General features: G+C 38.1%; 18 protein-coding genes. 8 read left to right on the top strand and 10 right to left on the bottom strand.

Annotated elements, in window-relative coordinates:
- The first annotated feature begins 173 nt into the window (after positions 1–173).
- Positions 174–605, top strand: coding sequence for a hypothetical protein (locus tag TP70_RS01175; protein WP_052502852.1), 432 nt, complete (start codon positions 174–176; stop codon positions 603–605).
- Positions 606–657: 52 nt separating this feature from the next.
- On the opposite strand, the gene ybaK is transcribed toward TP70_RS01175, so the two are convergent.
- From ybaK to norA, 3 genes are all read right to left on the bottom strand, one after another.
- The gene (gene ybaK / locus TP70_RS01180; RefSeq protein WP_044358724.1) at positions 658–1140 is read right to left on the bottom strand and encodes a Cys-tRNA(Pro) deacylase; all 483 of its coding nucleotides are present in this window, start codon (positions 1138–1140) and stop codon (positions 658–660) included.
- 24 nt (positions 1141–1164) lie between these two features.
- Positions 1165–3477 carry a CDP-glycerol--glycerophosphate glycerophosphotransferase gene (locus TP70_RS01185; RefSeq protein WP_044358725.1) on the bottom strand — a complete coding sequence of 771 codons (2313 nt, stop codon included), beginning with the start codon at positions 3475–3477 and terminating at the stop codon, positions 1165–1167.
- A gap of 128 nt (positions 3478–3605) precedes the next feature.
- On the bottom strand, positions 3606–4763 hold the full coding sequence (gene norA, locus TP70_RS01190) for a multidrug efflux MFS transporter NorA (protein ID WP_044358726.1): 1158 nt from the start codon (positions 4761–4763) through the stop codon (positions 3606–3608).
- A 265-nt stretch (positions 4764–5028) separates the two neighbouring features.
- On the opposite strand from norA, the gene TP70_RS01195 reads away from it, so the two are divergent.
- Complete coding sequence (locus TP70_RS01195) at positions 5029–5736, top strand: CPBP family intramembrane glutamic endopeptidase (RefSeq protein ID WP_044358727.1); 708 nt, start codon at positions 5029–5031, stop codon at positions 5734–5736.
- A 337-nt stretch (positions 5737–6073) separates the two neighbouring features.
- Here the strand turns inward: TP70_RS01195 and mdh are convergent, their stop codons facing one another.
- The 4 genes from mdh to TP70_RS01215 all read right to left on the bottom strand — a co-directional run bounded on the left by mdh (position 6074) and on the right by TP70_RS01215 (position 9386).
- Positions 6074–7012, bottom strand: coding sequence for a malate dehydrogenase (gene mdh, locus TP70_RS01200; protein WP_044358728.1), 939 nt, complete (start codon positions 7010–7012; stop codon positions 6074–6076).
- Positions 7013–7156: 144 nt separating this feature from the next.
- Complete coding sequence (locus tag TP70_RS01205) at positions 7157–7438, bottom strand: hypothetical protein (RefSeq protein ID WP_044358729.1); 282 nt, start codon at positions 7436–7438, stop codon at positions 7157–7159.
- A 38-nt stretch (positions 7439–7476) separates the two neighbouring features.
- Positions 7477–8385 carry an aldo/keto reductase gene (locus tag TP70_RS01210; protein WP_044358730.1) on the bottom strand — a complete coding sequence of 303 codons (909 nt, stop codon included), beginning with the start codon at positions 8383–8385 and terminating at the stop codon, positions 7477–7479.
- Positions 8386–8462: 77 nt separating this feature from the next.
- A complete protein-coding gene (locus TP70_RS01215) occupies positions 8463–9386 on the bottom strand; it encodes a CobW family GTP-binding protein (RefSeq protein ID WP_052502853.1) in 924 nt (307 codons plus the stop codon).
- Between the two features lie 223 nt (positions 9387–9609).
- On the opposite strand from TP70_RS01215, the gene TP70_RS01220 reads away from it, so the two are divergent.
- The 5 genes from TP70_RS01220 to TP70_RS01245 all read left to right on the top strand — a co-directional run bounded on the left by TP70_RS01220 (position 9610) and on the right by TP70_RS01245 (position 13675).
- Positions 9610–10059 carry a MarR family winged helix-turn-helix transcriptional regulator gene (locus TP70_RS01220; protein ID WP_044358732.1) on the top strand — a complete coding sequence of 150 codons (450 nt, stop codon included), beginning with the start codon at positions 9610–9612 and terminating at the stop codon, positions 10057–10059.
- Positions 10060–10237: 178 nt separating this feature from the next.
- The gene (locus TP70_RS01225; protein ID WP_044358734.1) at positions 10238–11089 is read left to right on the top strand and encodes an undecaprenyl-diphosphate phosphatase; all 852 of its coding nucleotides are present in this window, start codon (positions 10238–10240) and stop codon (positions 11087–11089) included.
- A 284-nt stretch (positions 11090–11373) separates the two neighbouring features.
- The gene (locus TP70_RS01235; protein ID WP_176579756.1) at positions 11374–12168 is read left to right on the top strand and encodes a hypothetical protein; all 795 of its coding nucleotides are present in this window, start codon (positions 11374–11376) and stop codon (positions 12166–12168) included.
- 4 nt (positions 12169–12172) lie between these two features.
- Positions 12173–12625, top strand: a complete 453-nt coding sequence (locus TP70_RS01240; RefSeq protein ID WP_044358736.1) for a YaiI/YqxD family protein — start codon at positions 12173–12175, stop codon at positions 12623–12625.
- Positions 12626–13108: 483 nt separating this feature from the next.
- A complete protein-coding gene (locus TP70_RS01245) occupies positions 13109–13675 on the top strand; it encodes an LOG family protein (protein WP_044358760.1) in 567 nt (188 codons plus the stop codon).
- A gap of 44 nt (positions 13676–13719) precedes the next feature.
- Here TP70_RS01245 and TP70_RS01250 read toward each other — a convergent pair whose 3' ends face one another.
- The 3 genes from TP70_RS01250 to TP70_RS01260 all read right to left on the bottom strand — a co-directional run bounded on the left by TP70_RS01250 (position 13720) and on the right by TP70_RS01260 (position 15119).
- Positions 13720–14280 carry a GNAT family N-acetyltransferase gene (locus TP70_RS01250; protein WP_044358738.1) on the bottom strand — a complete coding sequence of 187 codons (561 nt, stop codon included), beginning with the start codon at positions 14278–14280 and terminating at the stop codon, positions 13720–13722.
- Between the two features lie 100 nt (positions 14281–14380).
- Positions 14381–14680: a hypothetical protein gene (locus TP70_RS01255; protein ID WP_044358740.1), complete on the bottom strand. Its 300-nt coding sequence runs from the start codon at positions 14678–14680 to the stop codon at positions 14381–14383.
- 100 nt (positions 14681–14780) lie between these two features.
- The gene (locus TP70_RS01260) at positions 14781–15119 is read right to left on the bottom strand and encodes an SA0632 family lipoprotein (protein ID WP_044358742.1); all 339 of its coding nucleotides are present in this window, start codon (positions 15117–15119) and stop codon (positions 14781–14783) included.
- Between the two features lie 191 nt (positions 15120–15310).
- On the opposite strand from TP70_RS01260, the gene TP70_RS01265 reads away from it, so the two are divergent.
- Positions 15311–15994 (top strand): DUF1129 family protein, encoded by a 684-nt coding sequence (locus tag TP70_RS01265; RefSeq protein ID WP_044358744.1) that lies wholly within the window; start codon positions 15311–15313, stop codon positions 15992–15994.
- Positions 15995–16128: the final 134 nt, after the last annotated feature.

Raw genomic sequence — 16128 nt, forward strand, 5'->3', positions numbered from 1 at the left:
TTTTTTATCACTGATCTGGCTAATTATATTAGCAACCGTAATCGTAATTAATATATTAATTCATTGATTTACTATTGAAATGTATTAAACATTGATGTAGAATAGCTAATGAAATCACTGTATAGCGTTTTAGCTTTCACATGTAAAATCTATTTGGGAAATGGAGTGTCATAATGATTCAAAAAAATGATATTGTAGATTTAGGTTTAGCAAAAACTTTAGGAATGATTGGTAGTACTTTAGGTATTGTTGCTGCAATGTTCAAGTTTTTGCTGTTTATGATGAATCGTGCTATCGGTTCTGTAGGAGAACTTTTTGGTGTTGATGCCACTGATAACAGTATTTTAACTGCTTCGATTTTTGCACAATTTTTATGTGTTGCCACATTAATTTTAAGTTATTTAATTCATAAAAATCCTAAAGTATTCGGTATTCTTTTAGTCATTGGCGGTGTATTGAATGCTGTGTGGCTTAATGGCTTAGGATTTGGGTCTGGTCTATTAATTCTAATTGCGGGTATTGTCGCTCTTTTAAAAGCAAGCTTTTTCGCTAATTTGAAAAAGAAATATATACAAAACCAACCTATGAATAAAGATTTAGGTTAATCCAAAAAACGACGTACAAAGCGGACTACTACTAACTTTGTACGTCGTTTTTCTATTCTGTTATTGCTACTTCAGCAACATGTGCTTCTGCTGCTTGAATTAGGTCATTTGGTGCCACGCCCATTTGTACACCGCGTTGCCCTGCGCTCACAAATACTTGATCAATATGATTAACGGCTGTATCAATGACTGTTGGGAATTTTGTTTTCATGCCAATTGGTGAACAACCACCACGAATATAGCCTGTCACTTTTTTCAAATCATCGAGTGGCATTAAATTCAATTTTTTCTCGTGCACACTCGCAGCTGCTGCTTTCATATCTAAATGTCCTGAGACTGGGATCACAAACACAAAGTATTCACGTTTGTTGTTGGTTAATACTAATGTTTTAAAGACTTGATCTTCTGTTGCACCGATACGTTCTGCCACTTCGGAACCTTCTATATGTGCGTCATCCACAGTAAATGTGCGCATTTCATATTCAATTTTAGCGCGATCGAGTATGCGCATTGCGTTAGTTTTTTTCACTTTCATCTTTCTGTCACCTCTTACATAAAATCAACGTTCCCATATCTTAGCCGCGACTTCTTCATCAGACGTTGCATGATCAAAGGTCATAAATTGTGCAAGCATGTCGCTATGATCTACGTTTGTTGTTTGTAAAATGCTGTTAGCCACCTGCACAGCATCCGGTTGTACACGTTGAATTGACGTCAACTGTGCCATGTCGAAATAGAAGCCAATCGTTTGTTGGTACGTTTCTGTATCTTCATCTAAAATCAAAATAGGTCGTTGTAAATGTGCGTAATCAAACATCGCTGACGAGTAATCTGTCATCAACGCATCTGCTAACAAATAAAGCTCTTGAATATCTACGAATGCATTGTCAAAGCAATGAACACGTGGGTGGATCGCTTCATATGTTGGATACAAATGTCCTTCATTCGGATGAAGTTTAACAATGACTTCATAATTTGATGGCAATGTTTCTAACAAAGTAACCAAATCTAATTGCGATACACGTTCACGTTCTCCTTGACGCCACGTTGGACAAAATAATATATAACGTTTCTTGACATCTTTCGTAAATAAATATTTTTCTTGAACAGCTGCACGTTCTATTGCGTCGTTCTGGTGGCGTAATAAATAACTGTTACGTGGAGCACCATATGGAAAAATACGTAACGATGAATGTGTATTTAAGTCAAATGCCGATGTCACATATCGCTCATACTGACGTGATGACGCCAATAAGACATCCCACTTCAACATGCGTGGTTTGAATTGTGCTGCTTGACGACGGCGTTCTTCCGGATTCATTAAGTCATTGACCATACGTTTTAACGGAAAACCGTGCCACGTTTGGATGACTTGTTGGTCTTTTTGTTTCGTCAACTTATCCCATAAATTCCCATTAATAATCGCATAACGACATTGATCAAATGCTTGAATATAGTCTCTTGAACCAAAACGGACTGGAATCATACCATACGAACGAATCTCCATATCTACAAACGAATTCGCAGCACTTACGAAAAATGTCGTTTCAGGATGCTGACGTTGAAGTGCTAATGCAATATATTTCGGATCACCGGAAAAGTTCTTACCGTGAAAAGACTCGATAAAAATATAGTCTTGTCTCACGCCATGTTGTCGTTTCAGACGTTTGAAGCGTGCTTCTGTTAATAATACTGCTCGACTTGCACGCTGCGTCCAAACATTATGCGTTACTTTTTTAGGCAGTTTTATTGTGCGCTTAATTTTTCCAGCAATGCGTGTACGTTGCCCTGCCCAATATTGCTGCTTCGCTGATCGTTTAGGTTTCGGTAACGCTGACACTTGGATCTTATGTGTATCAGCCATTTCAGTTGTTTGTGCAATGAGTCGATCTGCATATCCTGCCGTTACAAACTGTGTTTCATACTGCTGTTGATCTTCTTGCTGTTGTGAAGATGAATCAGTCTTTTCAAATACCTTCATCATCGTCTCAAAATCTGTTTCTAAGTCTTTCGCTATAAAGTCGACAGCGTGATACGGTGCATAAATATCATGCAGTACATTGTCATTACCTGGATAAACTAATGCACGCTGACCTTCCGCAAGTGACTCTATAATTGAAAAGCCAAGCGTCTCGTACGGCGATGCCGATAAATAAACATAGTCTTTCGGTAGCACTTCATTGATATGCACATTATTCGTCAACGCATAGTATGTTATAAGTTGCTCGTACAATTCAAGAGCCGGACCGTAACCTTGCAAATATAAATGAATATCCGCGACATCACGTGTATGAACAGCATAACGCATTAACTTCAATGCGTATGAAATATCTTTGACTTCATCTTCAAAGCGTGCTTTCATCACCAAATTTTTATTCTCATTGTGTGATTTTGGTTGCCATGCGATATGCCCAGTATTCACATACATTGGAAAAACATATGGATAGTCATAACGTTCCTTAAAAGCTTCAGCAATCGCAGGTGTACTAACACGAACCGCATCAATCGCTTCTAAAGCAAGGTCCGTTTCCTCTGACAAATAAGCAAGCGGGCCATGTATTTCGCCAAGCGTTATAATATGTGCATCATGTTGTTTTACTTCGCTGGCCATATTAAAGAAACTTTCACGTGTAAAAATGAGCATATCTGTATCCAATAATGATTGAATCCCACGGAATGCGATGACTTGCGCCCCTGCTAACGCACCTTCCTTTGCTTGTTTCAGCGTTTGAAGATGACGTTGTTGAAAGCCGACAAAGTTCACATACGTGACATCATGTCCTGCATCAACGAGCGCTTCGACAAGATTCAAGTTACTCTGTGACGTCCCACCTTTTTGAAAGACATTGTAGCCTAGTACTTTAACGCGCATTACATCCTCGCTCCTCTTGTTCCACATTTTTTCTCATTATACCACCTTCGTACGTGAAGAATATAAAAAAGTGAGACAGAGAAAGGCATCAGTCCTCGCTTCGTCTCACATCTTATAAAGTATTGGTATTACGCTGTCGCACGTTTACGCAATAGTTTTTCAATCATGATAACACCACAACCAATCATCATAAAGAGAATTGACATCAATAGTGGATATTCAATATTCACATCATACAATGCACCGGCAATCAATGGTCCGATAAAGTTCCCCATACTTGTAAAAGTAGAGTTCAATCCACCCGCAAAGCCTTGACGGTTCCCTGCAATATTCGAAAAATAGTTCGTTAACGCTGGGCGTATTAAGTCAAAACCGATAAATACGATAAAGCAAATGAACATGACGTGCCAATAGGAATTCGCAAAAATAAGAAATCCTAAAACGACGGCCGAATAGATTAATGAGTATGTGATGAGTGCTAATTCTTCCAAATAGCGCATCATTTTATCGAATAAAAATACTTGGAAAATCGCCCCTAAAATACCACCGCCTGTAATCGCAATTGAAATATCCGCTGGTTGGAAATCCATTTTATCTGCTGTATACAATGGAAACAGTGTTTCAAATGCTGATAAGCCGAATGCGAGTACTAACGTTAGAATGGCTGGTGTAATAAACTTTTTCACCTGTATTTTTTCAAGTTCAGCCTTTTCAAAGTGTGGGAAGCCTTGTGCTGTTTCGTCTTTAGGTGCTTGAACAAACACTAATGTTCCAAAAAAGGCTAAGACGCCTAATGCCCCGGCAAAGTAGAACGGCATACGATGTGAAATTTCTGCTAGAAAACCGCCAGCACCCGGACCTAGAATAAAGCCGGCTGAAATCACGGCAGACATATAACCGAAATTACGCGCTTTATCTTGCATAGGAGAAAGGTCAGCAATCAGACCGGTAACACCTGGCATAATCATACCCGCACTAAAACCACCTAGTACACGTGATACAAGTAATAATGAAAATAAGTGACTGACTGCAAATAAAAACTCTGAAATACTAAATAGAATCAAGCCGATACAAATAATGAGTTTTTTACCGAGCTTATCTGCTAATACGCCACCGAATGGCGAAATAATCATCTGTGCTAAAGCAAAAGCGGCTACCATGACGCCAAGGTCTGCGCCAGTTAATCCTAAGTCTTTCAAATAAATAGGCAAGACTGGAATCACTAATCCTATTCCTAGAAAGACTAAGAAAATATTCAGATATAAAATAATAAATTGCTTCTTCATACGTACCTCCTTCTTTTTCAGATTTTTAGCATTGGCTTATTATATACTATCCGTATTATTATATAAAGAAGTTAATTTCCAACTCAAATTAATTGTTTGAAACTTGTAATGATGGGCAGAAAAGAGGTTTTTTAGCACGCACTAATGATTATTATACGGAGGCGTTAAAACACTTTTAACCGTATCTCTCCTCATTTTCGATTTCCTCACACAAGTATGTTTTAATAGAAAGTACATAAATATGAAATTATAGGGAGGATTATATATGCATCAATCACCACAAAAAGTCACTTGGCTTGATTTGTGTGCATTTCCAATCTACTTTTTAATCCAGATCTTTTTGCCACTCATTCTTGTGGGTGTATTACTTATTACTCATCAATCATTATCAGAAGGCATACTGATTATGTTCGTGAGCGTTATCACTTCTATTGCGGTGATATTGTTTCTGATTTTAACGCATCGTCGTGGCTTTATGATTCACTACCGCCATGCGTTTAGTGACATTCGCCGTCACATCAAACTCATTCTTTTAACGTACATCGGTTATTTTGTGACGAATGCTGCTTTTATGGCTTTGATGACTCAATTACCTGCGAAATGGCAATTTGAAGAAACAGGCAATCAAGACGCCTTAATGATCTTTTTTGAAGACCCAAAATGGTTACCACTAATGTTTATCGGCATTGTACTGCTAACGCCTGCCACTGAAGAATTATTGTTTCGCCACGTCTTAATTGGGGAACTCGGCAAAAAATTTGGTATTGTGTTTATGAGTATTATATCCGTTGTGGTTTTCGCCCTTTTACATATGCAAGTCGCTCAATCGCCACTTGAAATTGTGCCATACCTTTTAATGGGGGCAATGTTTGTCATTGTTTATGTAAAAAGTGGTTGCAATATTGCGGTTTCTATCGCCATGCACGTATTTAATAACTTCATTGCTTTTATCGCAATTTTATTCCAAATGTAAATAACCTTACACGTTAAAAGACCAAGGGCTGGGACTTAACGACATTGTGCTCTGGGAAACCGATAAACGGTGTCCCAAAAGCAGGATTCTCGGCAGAACTGCCACGATTTCGGCAAAATTTGGGAGCACTACAGAAATCTTATGCACAAGCATTGATTTCGTCGTAGTGCCCCGGCAAGGCTAATTAGATATGTATCAAGCTTGTAAAACGATGATACATATCAAACAGCTACTGCCAATAATGTTAATTGACATTGTAGTGAATACACCGAAAACAAGTTCTAATCTGCTCAAATCCTAAACGCTTTTGTCCCAATCTCTTGGTCTTATTTTTATATTATTCGTGACGTAATGATGCTTTCACACGTGCCACAGATGCTGCTGAATGTGACAGTTGTGCACGTTCATCTTCGTTTAGTGAGACTTCAACAATACGTTCGACACCGTTTGCCCCTAAAATTGTTGGCACACCGATGTACAAATCGTTTAAGCCAAATTGTCCTGTGCAGTATGCGATTGCTGGAATGAGGCGTTTTTGATCGAACAAGATTGCCTCAACCATTTCATAAATAGCTGCTGATGGTGCGTAGTAAGCAGAACCATCCCCGAGTAACTTAACGATTTCCGCCCCACCGTTCCGTGTACGATCGACAATCGCATCAATGTCTTTTTGTGACATCAATTCTGTTAATGGGACACCGTTGACTTGGCTGTGACGTACTAATGGCACCATTGTATCGCCGTGTCCACCTAATACAAGTCCTGTCACATCACTCACTGCAACATCTAATGCTTCTGCGACAAATGTGCTAAAGCGCGCGGTATCTAAGACGCCAGATTGTCCGATAACACGTGAACTTGGGAAGCCAGATGCTTTATACACTGTGTATGTCATCGCATCAACTGGGTTCGTTAATACGATAATTGTACAATCAGGTGAGTATTGAACGATTTTCTTCGTTACATCTACCATAATTTCTTCATTCGTTTGAACAAGATCATCACGACTCATACCCGGTTGACGCGGAATACCTGCTGTTATAACAACAATATCTGAGTCTTTCGTGTCTGCATAGTCAACCGTTGATGACACATTCGTATTAAAACCAAGAATCGAACCACTTTGCAATATATCTAACGCTTTCCCTTTCATCGGTTGTTCGTTTTTATCTCGGTCAACAAGTAGTACATCTGCAATCTCCTGTGTTGCGATAATAAACGCTAAAGTTGCCCCCGTATGCCCTGAGCCAATAATCGATATTTTTTTACGTTTCATCAAAGATTCCCCCTTCACTATCTTTCAACTTCATTATAACACTGTCAATTATAATATTTAACACAAAATTGTAAACGCTTACAGTTGTTGGGTAAAAAATATGCACGCAAGTCGACCTGTCATCACCTACGTGCAAAAAATGTTTTATCTATGTTGAAATAACATGTTTACAAAAAATGCAAAGCCACCTATAACACATGCCGTCAAGAACAATAAGTAGAGCGTTTCTTTCCCATACTTAAGTAAAAATGCGGTGAACATTGCGAGAATGTTGTAAACCATAAACACACAAAAAACTGATACAAACCAAATTGTTAGCGGGGCAAACAACATAATAAGTGCGACAATCACACCAAAAATTAAATAAGGTAACGCAATAACATATAATCTAAAACGATTACGTTGTTGATACTCTTTTTCCGTCATAAATACTGCCTCTTTTCATTCGCATAATCTTTCATTGTTTATGGTATATCATATCCTTGTGCTGCTGTATAGATGTCAAACCATTCTTGATCATGTAATGTCACATTTAATCCTGCAAGTGCGGCATCAATACGGTCTAGACGTTGCGTGCCGAGAATTGGCATAATTGTTGCTGGGTGCTTCGTCAACCAAGCAATCACTATCGCTTCAACCGTTGTGTCATGTGCAGCTGCCACACGTTGTAGTACTGGCAATACACGTTGCGCAACAGCATCATTCTGATCAAATAAACGTCCTCCTGCAAACGGTCCCCACGCCATAATTTTCACTTTATCTTTGTACATATCATCTAACGTACCATCGTGAAATGACTGTAACATGTACGGTGACACTTCAATTTGGTTGACTGCAATGTGAAAACGATCATCTTTTAAGCACTCATTCAACAACTCATATTGCGAACGTCTAAAGTTCGACACGCCAAATGAACGTACTTTTCCTTCATCTACAAGCGATTTTAACGCATCTGTAATCTGACACGGTTTCATTAATGGCGATGGACGATGAATCAGTAACGTATCAACATAGTCGACTTGTAATTGCTGCAACGAACGCTCAACTGAACGTTTAATATGTGCCTCACTCAAGTCGTAACGATGACCGTCATGGTCTGGAAAAATGTTATTCGGCAACACGATGCCACATTTTGTGACGAGTTGGATTTGATCGCGCAATTCAGGTGACAACGCAAGTGCTTCTCCAAAGCGTTGTTCAACCGCATACTTCCCATAAATATCGGCATGATCCATCGTTGTAATACCACGTTCAACGAGTTCATGTAAAAAACGGTTCATCTCTTGCGCGCTCATCTGCCATTCGTCAGCACGAAAAAAGCCATGTATTAAGTTAGAATAGGACACGTGTTGATTGATTTTAATTTTTTTCATTCATTTCACCCTAACGATTAGATTTCTTATCTAAATTGTAACGGAAGTGCTAGCACTTTGCATGTATCTCCTGACTGTTAACCAAATTGCAACAATTCCAGTTTATTTTTTAATGCAGGTTTATCAAGATGTTCACCTATAATCACTAATGTTGTTAGTATGTTGATTTCCCCGACACTTTCTAATGATGGCAAGCCACTCGCGTACTGTAATAGAAACGTCTCATTCGGTTGGTCACGAAATTGAATATACCCTTTCATACGCAAAACTTGATCAGGAACGTTTAAAATAAATTGAATTAACTGCTCACGTGAAACAGGGTGTGTAAAATGATAACTCAACGTATCGTAATGCACGTGTGGCTGTGTGCTTGATAGCATTTGTTCACGCCCTACCCCTGAACCTTGTTGGACGATTTCTTGTGCTTCAGCATACTTCGCGAGTACGATTTGGCTATAAGGTGCCAATTCAGCCACTTGTTGTACAACTTCATCTCGCTGATTTTGATTTTCCAACAAGTCTATTTTATTTAATAAAACTTGTTGACTGGCACGTATTTGATCGTACATCAACGTTTGTGTCGCTTCTGATAACTTCTCTGGTTGTAATAAGCGCAAACTATCTACTAATGTAATTGTTGTTGGGCGCGCAAATAAATGTGCAATCAGGGGATCTTGACATGCAGACAACATTTCAATCGGATTCGCGACACCTGTTGCTTCTATAACAATATGTGTCACACCTTGTTGTGCCAACTGTTGTAACTGCATAACGAGATCATCTTGCAAGTCACAACAAATACAGCCCTGTATCATCGACACAGATAATGCAGTTTCATCCAAAATATGTCCATCTACATCAAAATCACCAAATTCATTGACGATTAATGCTACCTTCTCATTATCTTTTAATATTTTACTCATATACTGATTTAAAAATGTCGTTTTCCCACTGCCAAGGAATCCGCAAACGAGCGTGATTAAAATTTTTTTATTATCCACAAGTATACCTCTCTTAAAATTTTTTATAAATCTGTTATAATATATTTGTTATTTTAGGCTTTCAGCTTGCTAAAGTACAAGCTATCTTCTAAAATAACCGCATGCTATCATTTTACGTTAGCATCATTGTAGCACTAATGAGTCAAACACTCACTGTAATGAGCGGACCATGATCCGTTATAAAGAGAGAAAAAACGGATAAAATGTCTGGAGGAGAAGAAAGATGTCTAATAATCCAATAAAGGAACAAGTATGCTTTAACTTATACAATGCACAAAGACAAGTCAACCGCTTCTATACAAATCAAATTTTCAAAGAGTACAAACTGACTTACCCACAATACTTAGTGTTAAATATTTTATGGGCTGAGTCACCTGTAAACGTAAAAAAGGTAGTGACGTACCTTTCACTGGATACAGGAACTGTCTCTCCTTTGTTGAAACGTATGGAGCAATTAGACTTAATTAGGCGAGAACGTTCAGAAGTTGATCAACGTGAAGTTTTCGTTCATCTTACGGATAAAAGCAAAGCCATGGAAGCACGCTTTTGCGATACACCGAAAGATTTAGCAGAGGCTTCCTCCTTAACGCTCGACGAAATATACGAATTGAATGATTTACTCGAAAAAGTCATTAGTGGATTTAGTGAATCAAACGATGATAAAACGCACTAAGCGTTTCATACAATAGACGTCGTATAAGTCTGTCATAATAGATGCCCGCATTAAAATTTATTTTTAGTGCGGGCATCTTTCATACTTTGGTCTGAATATTTTAGCTACAACAGACAAGTGACATTGTGTTATGCTATGATGTGCAGTGAGATTAATCTAATATAAAGAGGAATTTTTTATGCTATTTATTGAACTTATTAAAGCACTCATCTTAGGTATTGTAGAAGGACTAACAGAGTTTGCACCTGTATCATCAACAGGGCATATGATTTTAGTAGATGACATGTGGTTAAAATCAACGGAATTTTTAGGCTCAGAGTCTGCATTTACATTTAAAGTTGTTATCCAGCTTGGTTCTGTTTTCGCAGCGGCTTGGATTTTCCGTCATAAATATTATGAAATGCTACATATCGGTAAATATGCACCGAAGCATCAAGAAGGTCGCCGTTCAAAACCACGTCGCTTGAAGTTAACACACATTCTTGTCGGGATGATTCCTGCAGGTGTACTCGGATTATTGTTTGATGATTTAATTGAGAAGTATCTATTCAGTATGCCAACTGTGCTGATCGGCTTATTTTTAGGTGCGATTTACATGATTATTGCTGATAGATATAGCCGCAATGTTCGTAACCCTATCAATGTCGATGAAATTTCATACTTCCAAGCATTCGTTATCGGACTTTCACAAGCTGTCGCAATGTGGCCAGGCTTTTCACGTTCAGGTTCAACGATTTCAACTGGGGTACTGATGAAGTTAGATCATAAATCAGCATCGGACTTCACATTTATTATGGCTGTTCCAGTTATGTTAGCAGCGAGTACATTATCAATCGTTAAACATTACAACTACATTGATTTATCGCATATCCCGTTCTATATCATCGGTTTCTTAGCGGCATTTATCGTCGGTTTTATTTCAATCAAATTGTTCTTAAAGCTGATTCAAAATGTAAAATTATTACCATTTGCAATCTACCGCATCGTTCTCGTTGTCGTGATTGCTGTCGTATACTATGTCATTCTATAATCATCCTTTATGACAGAAGCGTCTACATCTTCAATGATGTGGGCGTTTTTTTTATGGCTGTCCATCTTCTGTGGTGGATAGATCATTAAAATAGCTCGGCATATCCATGCGTACAATGTTGATAAGTTATACACAAGGAGTCTCGCAATAGAAACGATTCCTCCATGATTCACATAATACTTCTCTCCTCCCTCTACATTACTACTGTTACACAAGAAATAACGTTTAAATTATGCTACATTGGGTATACATCTATCAATTAAGTAATTTTGGAGGTAATCTTCATGAATAAAAAAGTTAAAATGCTCATCAATGTACTTCCTGTTTTTCTCGTACCACTTATTCTCGAACGCCAAAAATTTAAAAAACATCCTGATGTTCAAAAAACTGTTGCTACGTCTAAAACAGTTGCAAAACAAACAGGCCGTGCTGCAACACAAGTCAAAACAAGTGTTGCCAATCATTCACAACAATTGAAGTCACGAATTAAAGCGAAAAAAGTACGCCATGACTACAAAAAAGCTGTGAAACAAGCTGAGGCTGAACAACGCGCGATGCATCCTGATAATGTGCATGCACGTGGTAACGAGCTCGCGAAACAAAATAGCAAAAATGTCAAAAAACTCGATAAAAAATTACAAAAAGCGATCGACAAACGTCATAAAGCTGAAGAAAAAGCACAAGCACATCGCCAAAAAGTAATGAAAAAAGAAATGGCGCGTATGCAAAAACATGCCAAACAAGTAGGCTTTGTACCAAGTACGATTGATCCAGATGTCGAAGCGCACGGCGAAAAACTTGCGAAACAGAATAAAAAAGGCATTAACAAAATGGATAAGAAGCTACAAAAAGCGATTGCCAAACGACACAAAATTGAAGACAAGATGCGTGAGAAACGTCAAAAAGTGATGAAGAAGCAATTGCATGCTTTGAAAAAACAAGAAGCAACTAAAACACCAAAAGATACTACCCAATCAAAACATGATACACAACGTATTAAGACGTTATCTGACCGTCATGATACAAAAGATACAACATATCGAAATGATCAAATACACAATGAGTCACCGGATTTATAAGCGTATGAAGACACGCATATTAGTGGATGGAGATGCCTGCCCTGTTGTTGACACAATCGTCGAAGTCTCAGCAAAAGCAGGTGTCTCTGTTTTATTATTCCGTAGTTATGATCATTTTTCGTATCAAGTGTATCCGGATCATGTGCAAATAAAATATATTGATGGTGGGCGCGATGCTGTCGACTTCGCCCTTTTACATGCAACGCAACATACAGATATTGTTGTGACGCAAGATTATGGTTTGGCAAGTTTAGCTTTAAGCAAAGCCGCCTATGTCATCCATCACACAGGCTATCAATATACGACAGAAAATATTGAACAGTTACTGTTACAACGCTTTTATCATCAACAAGAACGCCATGCGACGAAACGCTACGGCAAAGGGCCTAAGCCGTTCACGCAACCACAACGTCTCAAATTCCAAAAAAGATTATCGCAACTTTTAGCACACATATAACTTGATAAGTCTCAAACCGTGATACATTATAAAAGTATAGGGTTAACAAAGATAGGTGAGACACATATGCGACATGAATTGAAACCTTTCGTGAATAAGAAAATGACTGTTCAAGGGGTCGTTACCAAAGTTTTTATTAAGCATAAAATCTATATGAATGAACCATATAAACGTATTGTTCGTATTCTTTTAAGAAATGTGAAGATTGGTGGGGTACAACTCGATCATATATGGCTTTATGAGCGTAAAAAGAATTATGAATACTTTCAGTCGTTAATTGGTGAGGAAGTCAAATTCAAAGCAGTCATCACCCCCTATGTTAAAAAGAAGAACGGTCTGTTTATCGAGGATTACGGCATTACAAAACAATCTAAAGTGTTGCCTGTCGATCTCTATCAAAAGAAAATGGAACAAATGCATAAACTGAACCGTTCAAATGACGTTATAGAAGACAACATAAACAAAGGAGCAGATTTTATGACGATTAAACGAATTGCTGTCTATTGTGGGGCAAGTAAAGGGAAAGATCCACAATATGTTGAAGCTGCTTATGCACTCGGAAAATACTTTGCAGAACAAGACATTGAACTTGTTTTCGGTGCAGGTTCTGTCGGTATTATGGGTGCCATTCAAGACGGTGTGCTTGATCATGGTGGAAAAGCTATCGGTGTCATGCCTAAGTTACTGGATGAGCGCGAAATTACAAGTCAAAAAGTATCTGAATTGATTCTCGTCGATTCAATGCATGAACGTAAACAAAAAATGTCTGAATTAGCAGATGCCTTTGTCATTGCACCAGGTGGCGCAGGATCGCTCGAAGAATTTTTTGAAGTATACAGTTGGGCGCAGATCGGGTTGCATCAAAAGCCAATCGGTATTTACAACATCAACCGTTTTTATGACCCATTGCAACAACTCATTCAACATATGATTGATGAAGGCTTTATCGATGCAAAATATAAAAACCTTGCGCAGTTATTTGATACACCAGATGCACTGCTTTTCGGTTTATCTCAAGCAGAGCCTATCTCAACGCGTACATACGATTAATATATAATGACCGAGCCCCTGAAATATTGTGGACTCGGTCTTTTTTATGATGATTGCTGCGATTTAGTTAAATCAATGTGATAACGTACTTGTCTTTTTAACGGATGTTGTAAACCTAAATGTCGATTTTCAAACTTGTCATAGCGTGTCATTCCTATCTTTTCCATAACACGAATAGAGGCGAGATTTTGTTCAGCCGCAATCGCATAGACTTCTTCAATCCCTTGTTGTTGTGCATAGTTTAACACTGCAATCGCACCCTCTGTGGCAATCCCATTATTCCAAACGTCCGGCATTAAACGCCAACCAATTTCATAAAATGGTAAGTCGCGAAATGGATAGTCATTCGTTTTCGGTAAATAATTGAGACCAATCAGACCAATCCATTCCTTTGTTGCTTTCAGTTCTACAGCAAATAAACCAATATGATGCGTCTCTAAATAAGCTTTCATCGGTGTAAAAACTTTTGCCGTTCTTTGATGGCTTAGAATACTTGGAAAAAACTGGCGTACTTGCCGATTGGCGTTTAATCGTTGGAGTAGCGGTAAGTCTGTGTCTTGCCAACTTCGCAATCGCAGTCGTGCTGTTTCGATATAAACCATCATGCTGTCGCCCCCTTTCTACACACCTTTCATCGCCTATATGTCCATAACAAAAAGCGCCCTAGAGCACGGTTAGCTGTAGAACGCTTGTGTTGCATATTGTTTATGCTCTTGAAATATAACTGATTAACTGAATCTTTACTGGTACTTCTTTCAAACGTTCTTTGTTATAGTTTTTCACAACGGTAAAGACGGCATCAATATAGTCATTGCGATGTTTCAAACGATAAGTTGCATTATAAGTTTCCCAATCATGAGAAAAGTTTGGTTTTAATGCAATCACGCGATCAAGTTCTCCTGTTGAATCAATTAATTCATAACCTGTAATATTTTCAAGTTCTCTGCCTAATGTGATCAGTGACATTTCACGGCCTTCTAATAGTGCAAATTCTTTTTCATACATCGTCTGTTCCTCTTTTCTCTTCATTCGATTCTTCGTTATTTTCACAATACCCTACGCATTAGTACATCAAACGCTTGCGACTAACACATCTTGCAGGTAATTACTGTTCATTTTTTTGTGGTGTTTGAGCACCTTGTGTATCATCTTTATGATTCGATGATGCATTCGTATTTGCTGATGTTTCCTTTGTCTCATCTGAGCTATCAGAGCTATCAGACTTATCAGACTGGCTTGATGCTTGCTGAATTTTCTTTTCTGCCGCATGTATTTGATCATCCAGCTTATTACTCTGTTCTTTAAGTTTTTTATTTTCTTCTTTCAACAGTTTCTGTTCTTTTTCTAATGATTGGATTTGATCTTGCAACTTCGCTTTCTCGCTTTTGCCACAGCCAGTTAATACGAGCATAGCCATCAGCATGATTACGCCTAATTTTTTCATCATTTTCTCTCCAATATGTCTATTGCTATTATTCTATTTTAACATGACTGTCACATACACGTATAGAAATCTAAAATATTGAAAACCAACTTTCTTGCATCCTACATAGACTATATATTGATTTATGAACATAAAGTCGTCATAATAGTATCTGTTTACAAGCCCGCTATCAATTAAGGGAAGTGCTGATTATGAAAACAACGAACGAACTAATGAAAGAAAATAATGTGAAGTCATTGCGTCTAAACAATACCGATCGTCAAATTTTTGAAGGCTATATGACATACGTCCGTGCGGATATGCGTGTGAATGCGTATGATTCTGAAAAAGTGTTGCAAGAAATTTTAACACATCTACTCAAGGCGGAAAATAAAGGTATGCATGCGATGGACTTTTTCAATCACGATCCGAAACGTCATGCCGACCAAACGATTAAAGCGTTGCCGAACCATACGTTTATTAATATTTGTCACTATATCTACCAACATATTGTATTTTTGTTAGGCCTATTTTGCTTTTTAAAAGGATTTCTCGGATTCTTTATTAACGATACACGTGTATTCATTTACACTTTCCCGTTAACATTGCTCACAGGTCTATTCATTATTTTTCTCTTTGTCTGGGCATGTTTTAAAATGGTGCAGCTTCAAGCGTTTCAATATTCACGCTTAGCTTGGCTCGTCGGCTATTTAGTACTGATTAGCTTAATCATCTTGATGTTCCAAATCTTTTTCTTTCCACAACAAATGTTTCAATTTGGGCCGTACGTTCATATTAGCAATTGGGCATTTGTGCTCGTTTCATTTGTTATTTTACCTATCGGGCTCTACTTAAACAGTCGACAACAAGAAAGTAGCCGTGCATCATGGCGCTAAAACAAAAAGGATAGCCAAGACCCTAAACTGGACCCTATAGATTAGACACTAAAAAAAGAGTGTCGGTCTATAGGGTTATTTTAATGTATAATTTGAGTAACTACTCTAATGACTGAGAGGTGCAAATTGATGAG

Origin of the sequence: Staphylococcus microti, assembly GCF_000934465.1 — a bacterium.
GTDB lineage: Bacteria > Bacillota > Bacilli > Staphylococcales > Staphylococcaceae > Staphylococcus > Staphylococcus microti.

Excerpts from the sequence above, each read along its gene's own strand:
- TP70_RS01205 (WP_044358729.1), bottom strand. The coding sequence starts at position 7,438 with ATGACGGAAAAAGAGTATCAACAACGTAATCGTTTTAGATTATATGTT.
- TP70_RS01210 (WP_044358730.1), bottom strand. The coding sequence starts at position 8,385 with ATGAAAAAAATTAAAATCAATCAACACGTGTCCTATTCTAACTTAATA.
- norA (WP_044358726.1), bottom strand. The coding sequence starts at position 4,763 with ATGAAGAAGCAATTTATTATTTTATATCTGAATATTTTCTTAGTCTTT.
- TP70_RS01185 (WP_044358725.1), bottom strand. The coding sequence starts at position 3,477 with ATGCGCGTTAAAGTACTAGGCTACAATGTCTTTCAAAAAGGTGGGACG.
- TP70_RS01175 (WP_052502852.1), top strand. The coding sequence starts at position 174 with ATGATTCAAAAAAATGATATTGTAGATTTAGGTTTAGCAAAAACTTTA.
- TP70_RS01235 (WP_176579756.1), top strand. The coding sequence starts at position 11,374 with ATGAATAAAAAAGTTAAAATGCTCATCAATGTACTTCCTGTTTTTCTC.
- TP70_RS01195 (WP_044358727.1), top strand. The coding sequence starts at position 5,029 with ATGCATCAATCACCACAAAAAGTCACTTGGCTTGATTTGTGTGCATTT.
- TP70_RS01220 (WP_044358732.1), top strand. The coding sequence starts at position 9,610 with ATGTCTAATAATCCAATAAAGGAACAAGTATGCTTTAACTTATACAAT.
- TP70_RS01240 (WP_044358736.1), top strand. The coding sequence starts at position 12,173 with ATGAAGACACGCATATTAGTGGATGGAGATGCCTGCCCTGTTGTTGAC.
- TP70_RS01265 (WP_044358744.1), top strand. The coding sequence starts at position 15,311 with ATGAAAACAACGAACGAACTAATGAAAGAAAATAATGTGAAGTCATTG.
- TP70_RS01255 (WP_044358740.1), bottom strand. The coding sequence starts at position 14,680 with ATGTATGAAAAAGAATTTGCACTATTAGAAGGCCGTGAAATGTCACTG.
- ybaK (WP_044358724.1), bottom strand. The coding sequence starts at position 1,140 with ATGAAAGTGAAAAAAACTAACGCAATGCGCATACTCGATCGCGCTAAA.
- TP70_RS01250 (WP_044358738.1), bottom strand. The coding sequence starts at position 14,280 with ATGATGGTTTATATCGAAACAGCACGACTGCGATTGCGAAGTTGGCAA.
- mdh (WP_044358728.1), bottom strand. The coding sequence starts at position 7,012 with ATGAAACGTAAAAAAATATCGATTATTGGCTCAGGGCATACGGGGGCA.
- TP70_RS01260 (WP_044358742.1), bottom strand. The coding sequence starts at position 15,119 with ATGAAAAAATTAGGCGTAATCATGCTGATGGCTATGCTCGTATTAACT.
- TP70_RS01225 (WP_044358734.1), top strand. The coding sequence starts at position 10,238 with ATGCTATTTATTGAACTTATTAAAGCACTCATCTTAGGTATTGTAGAA.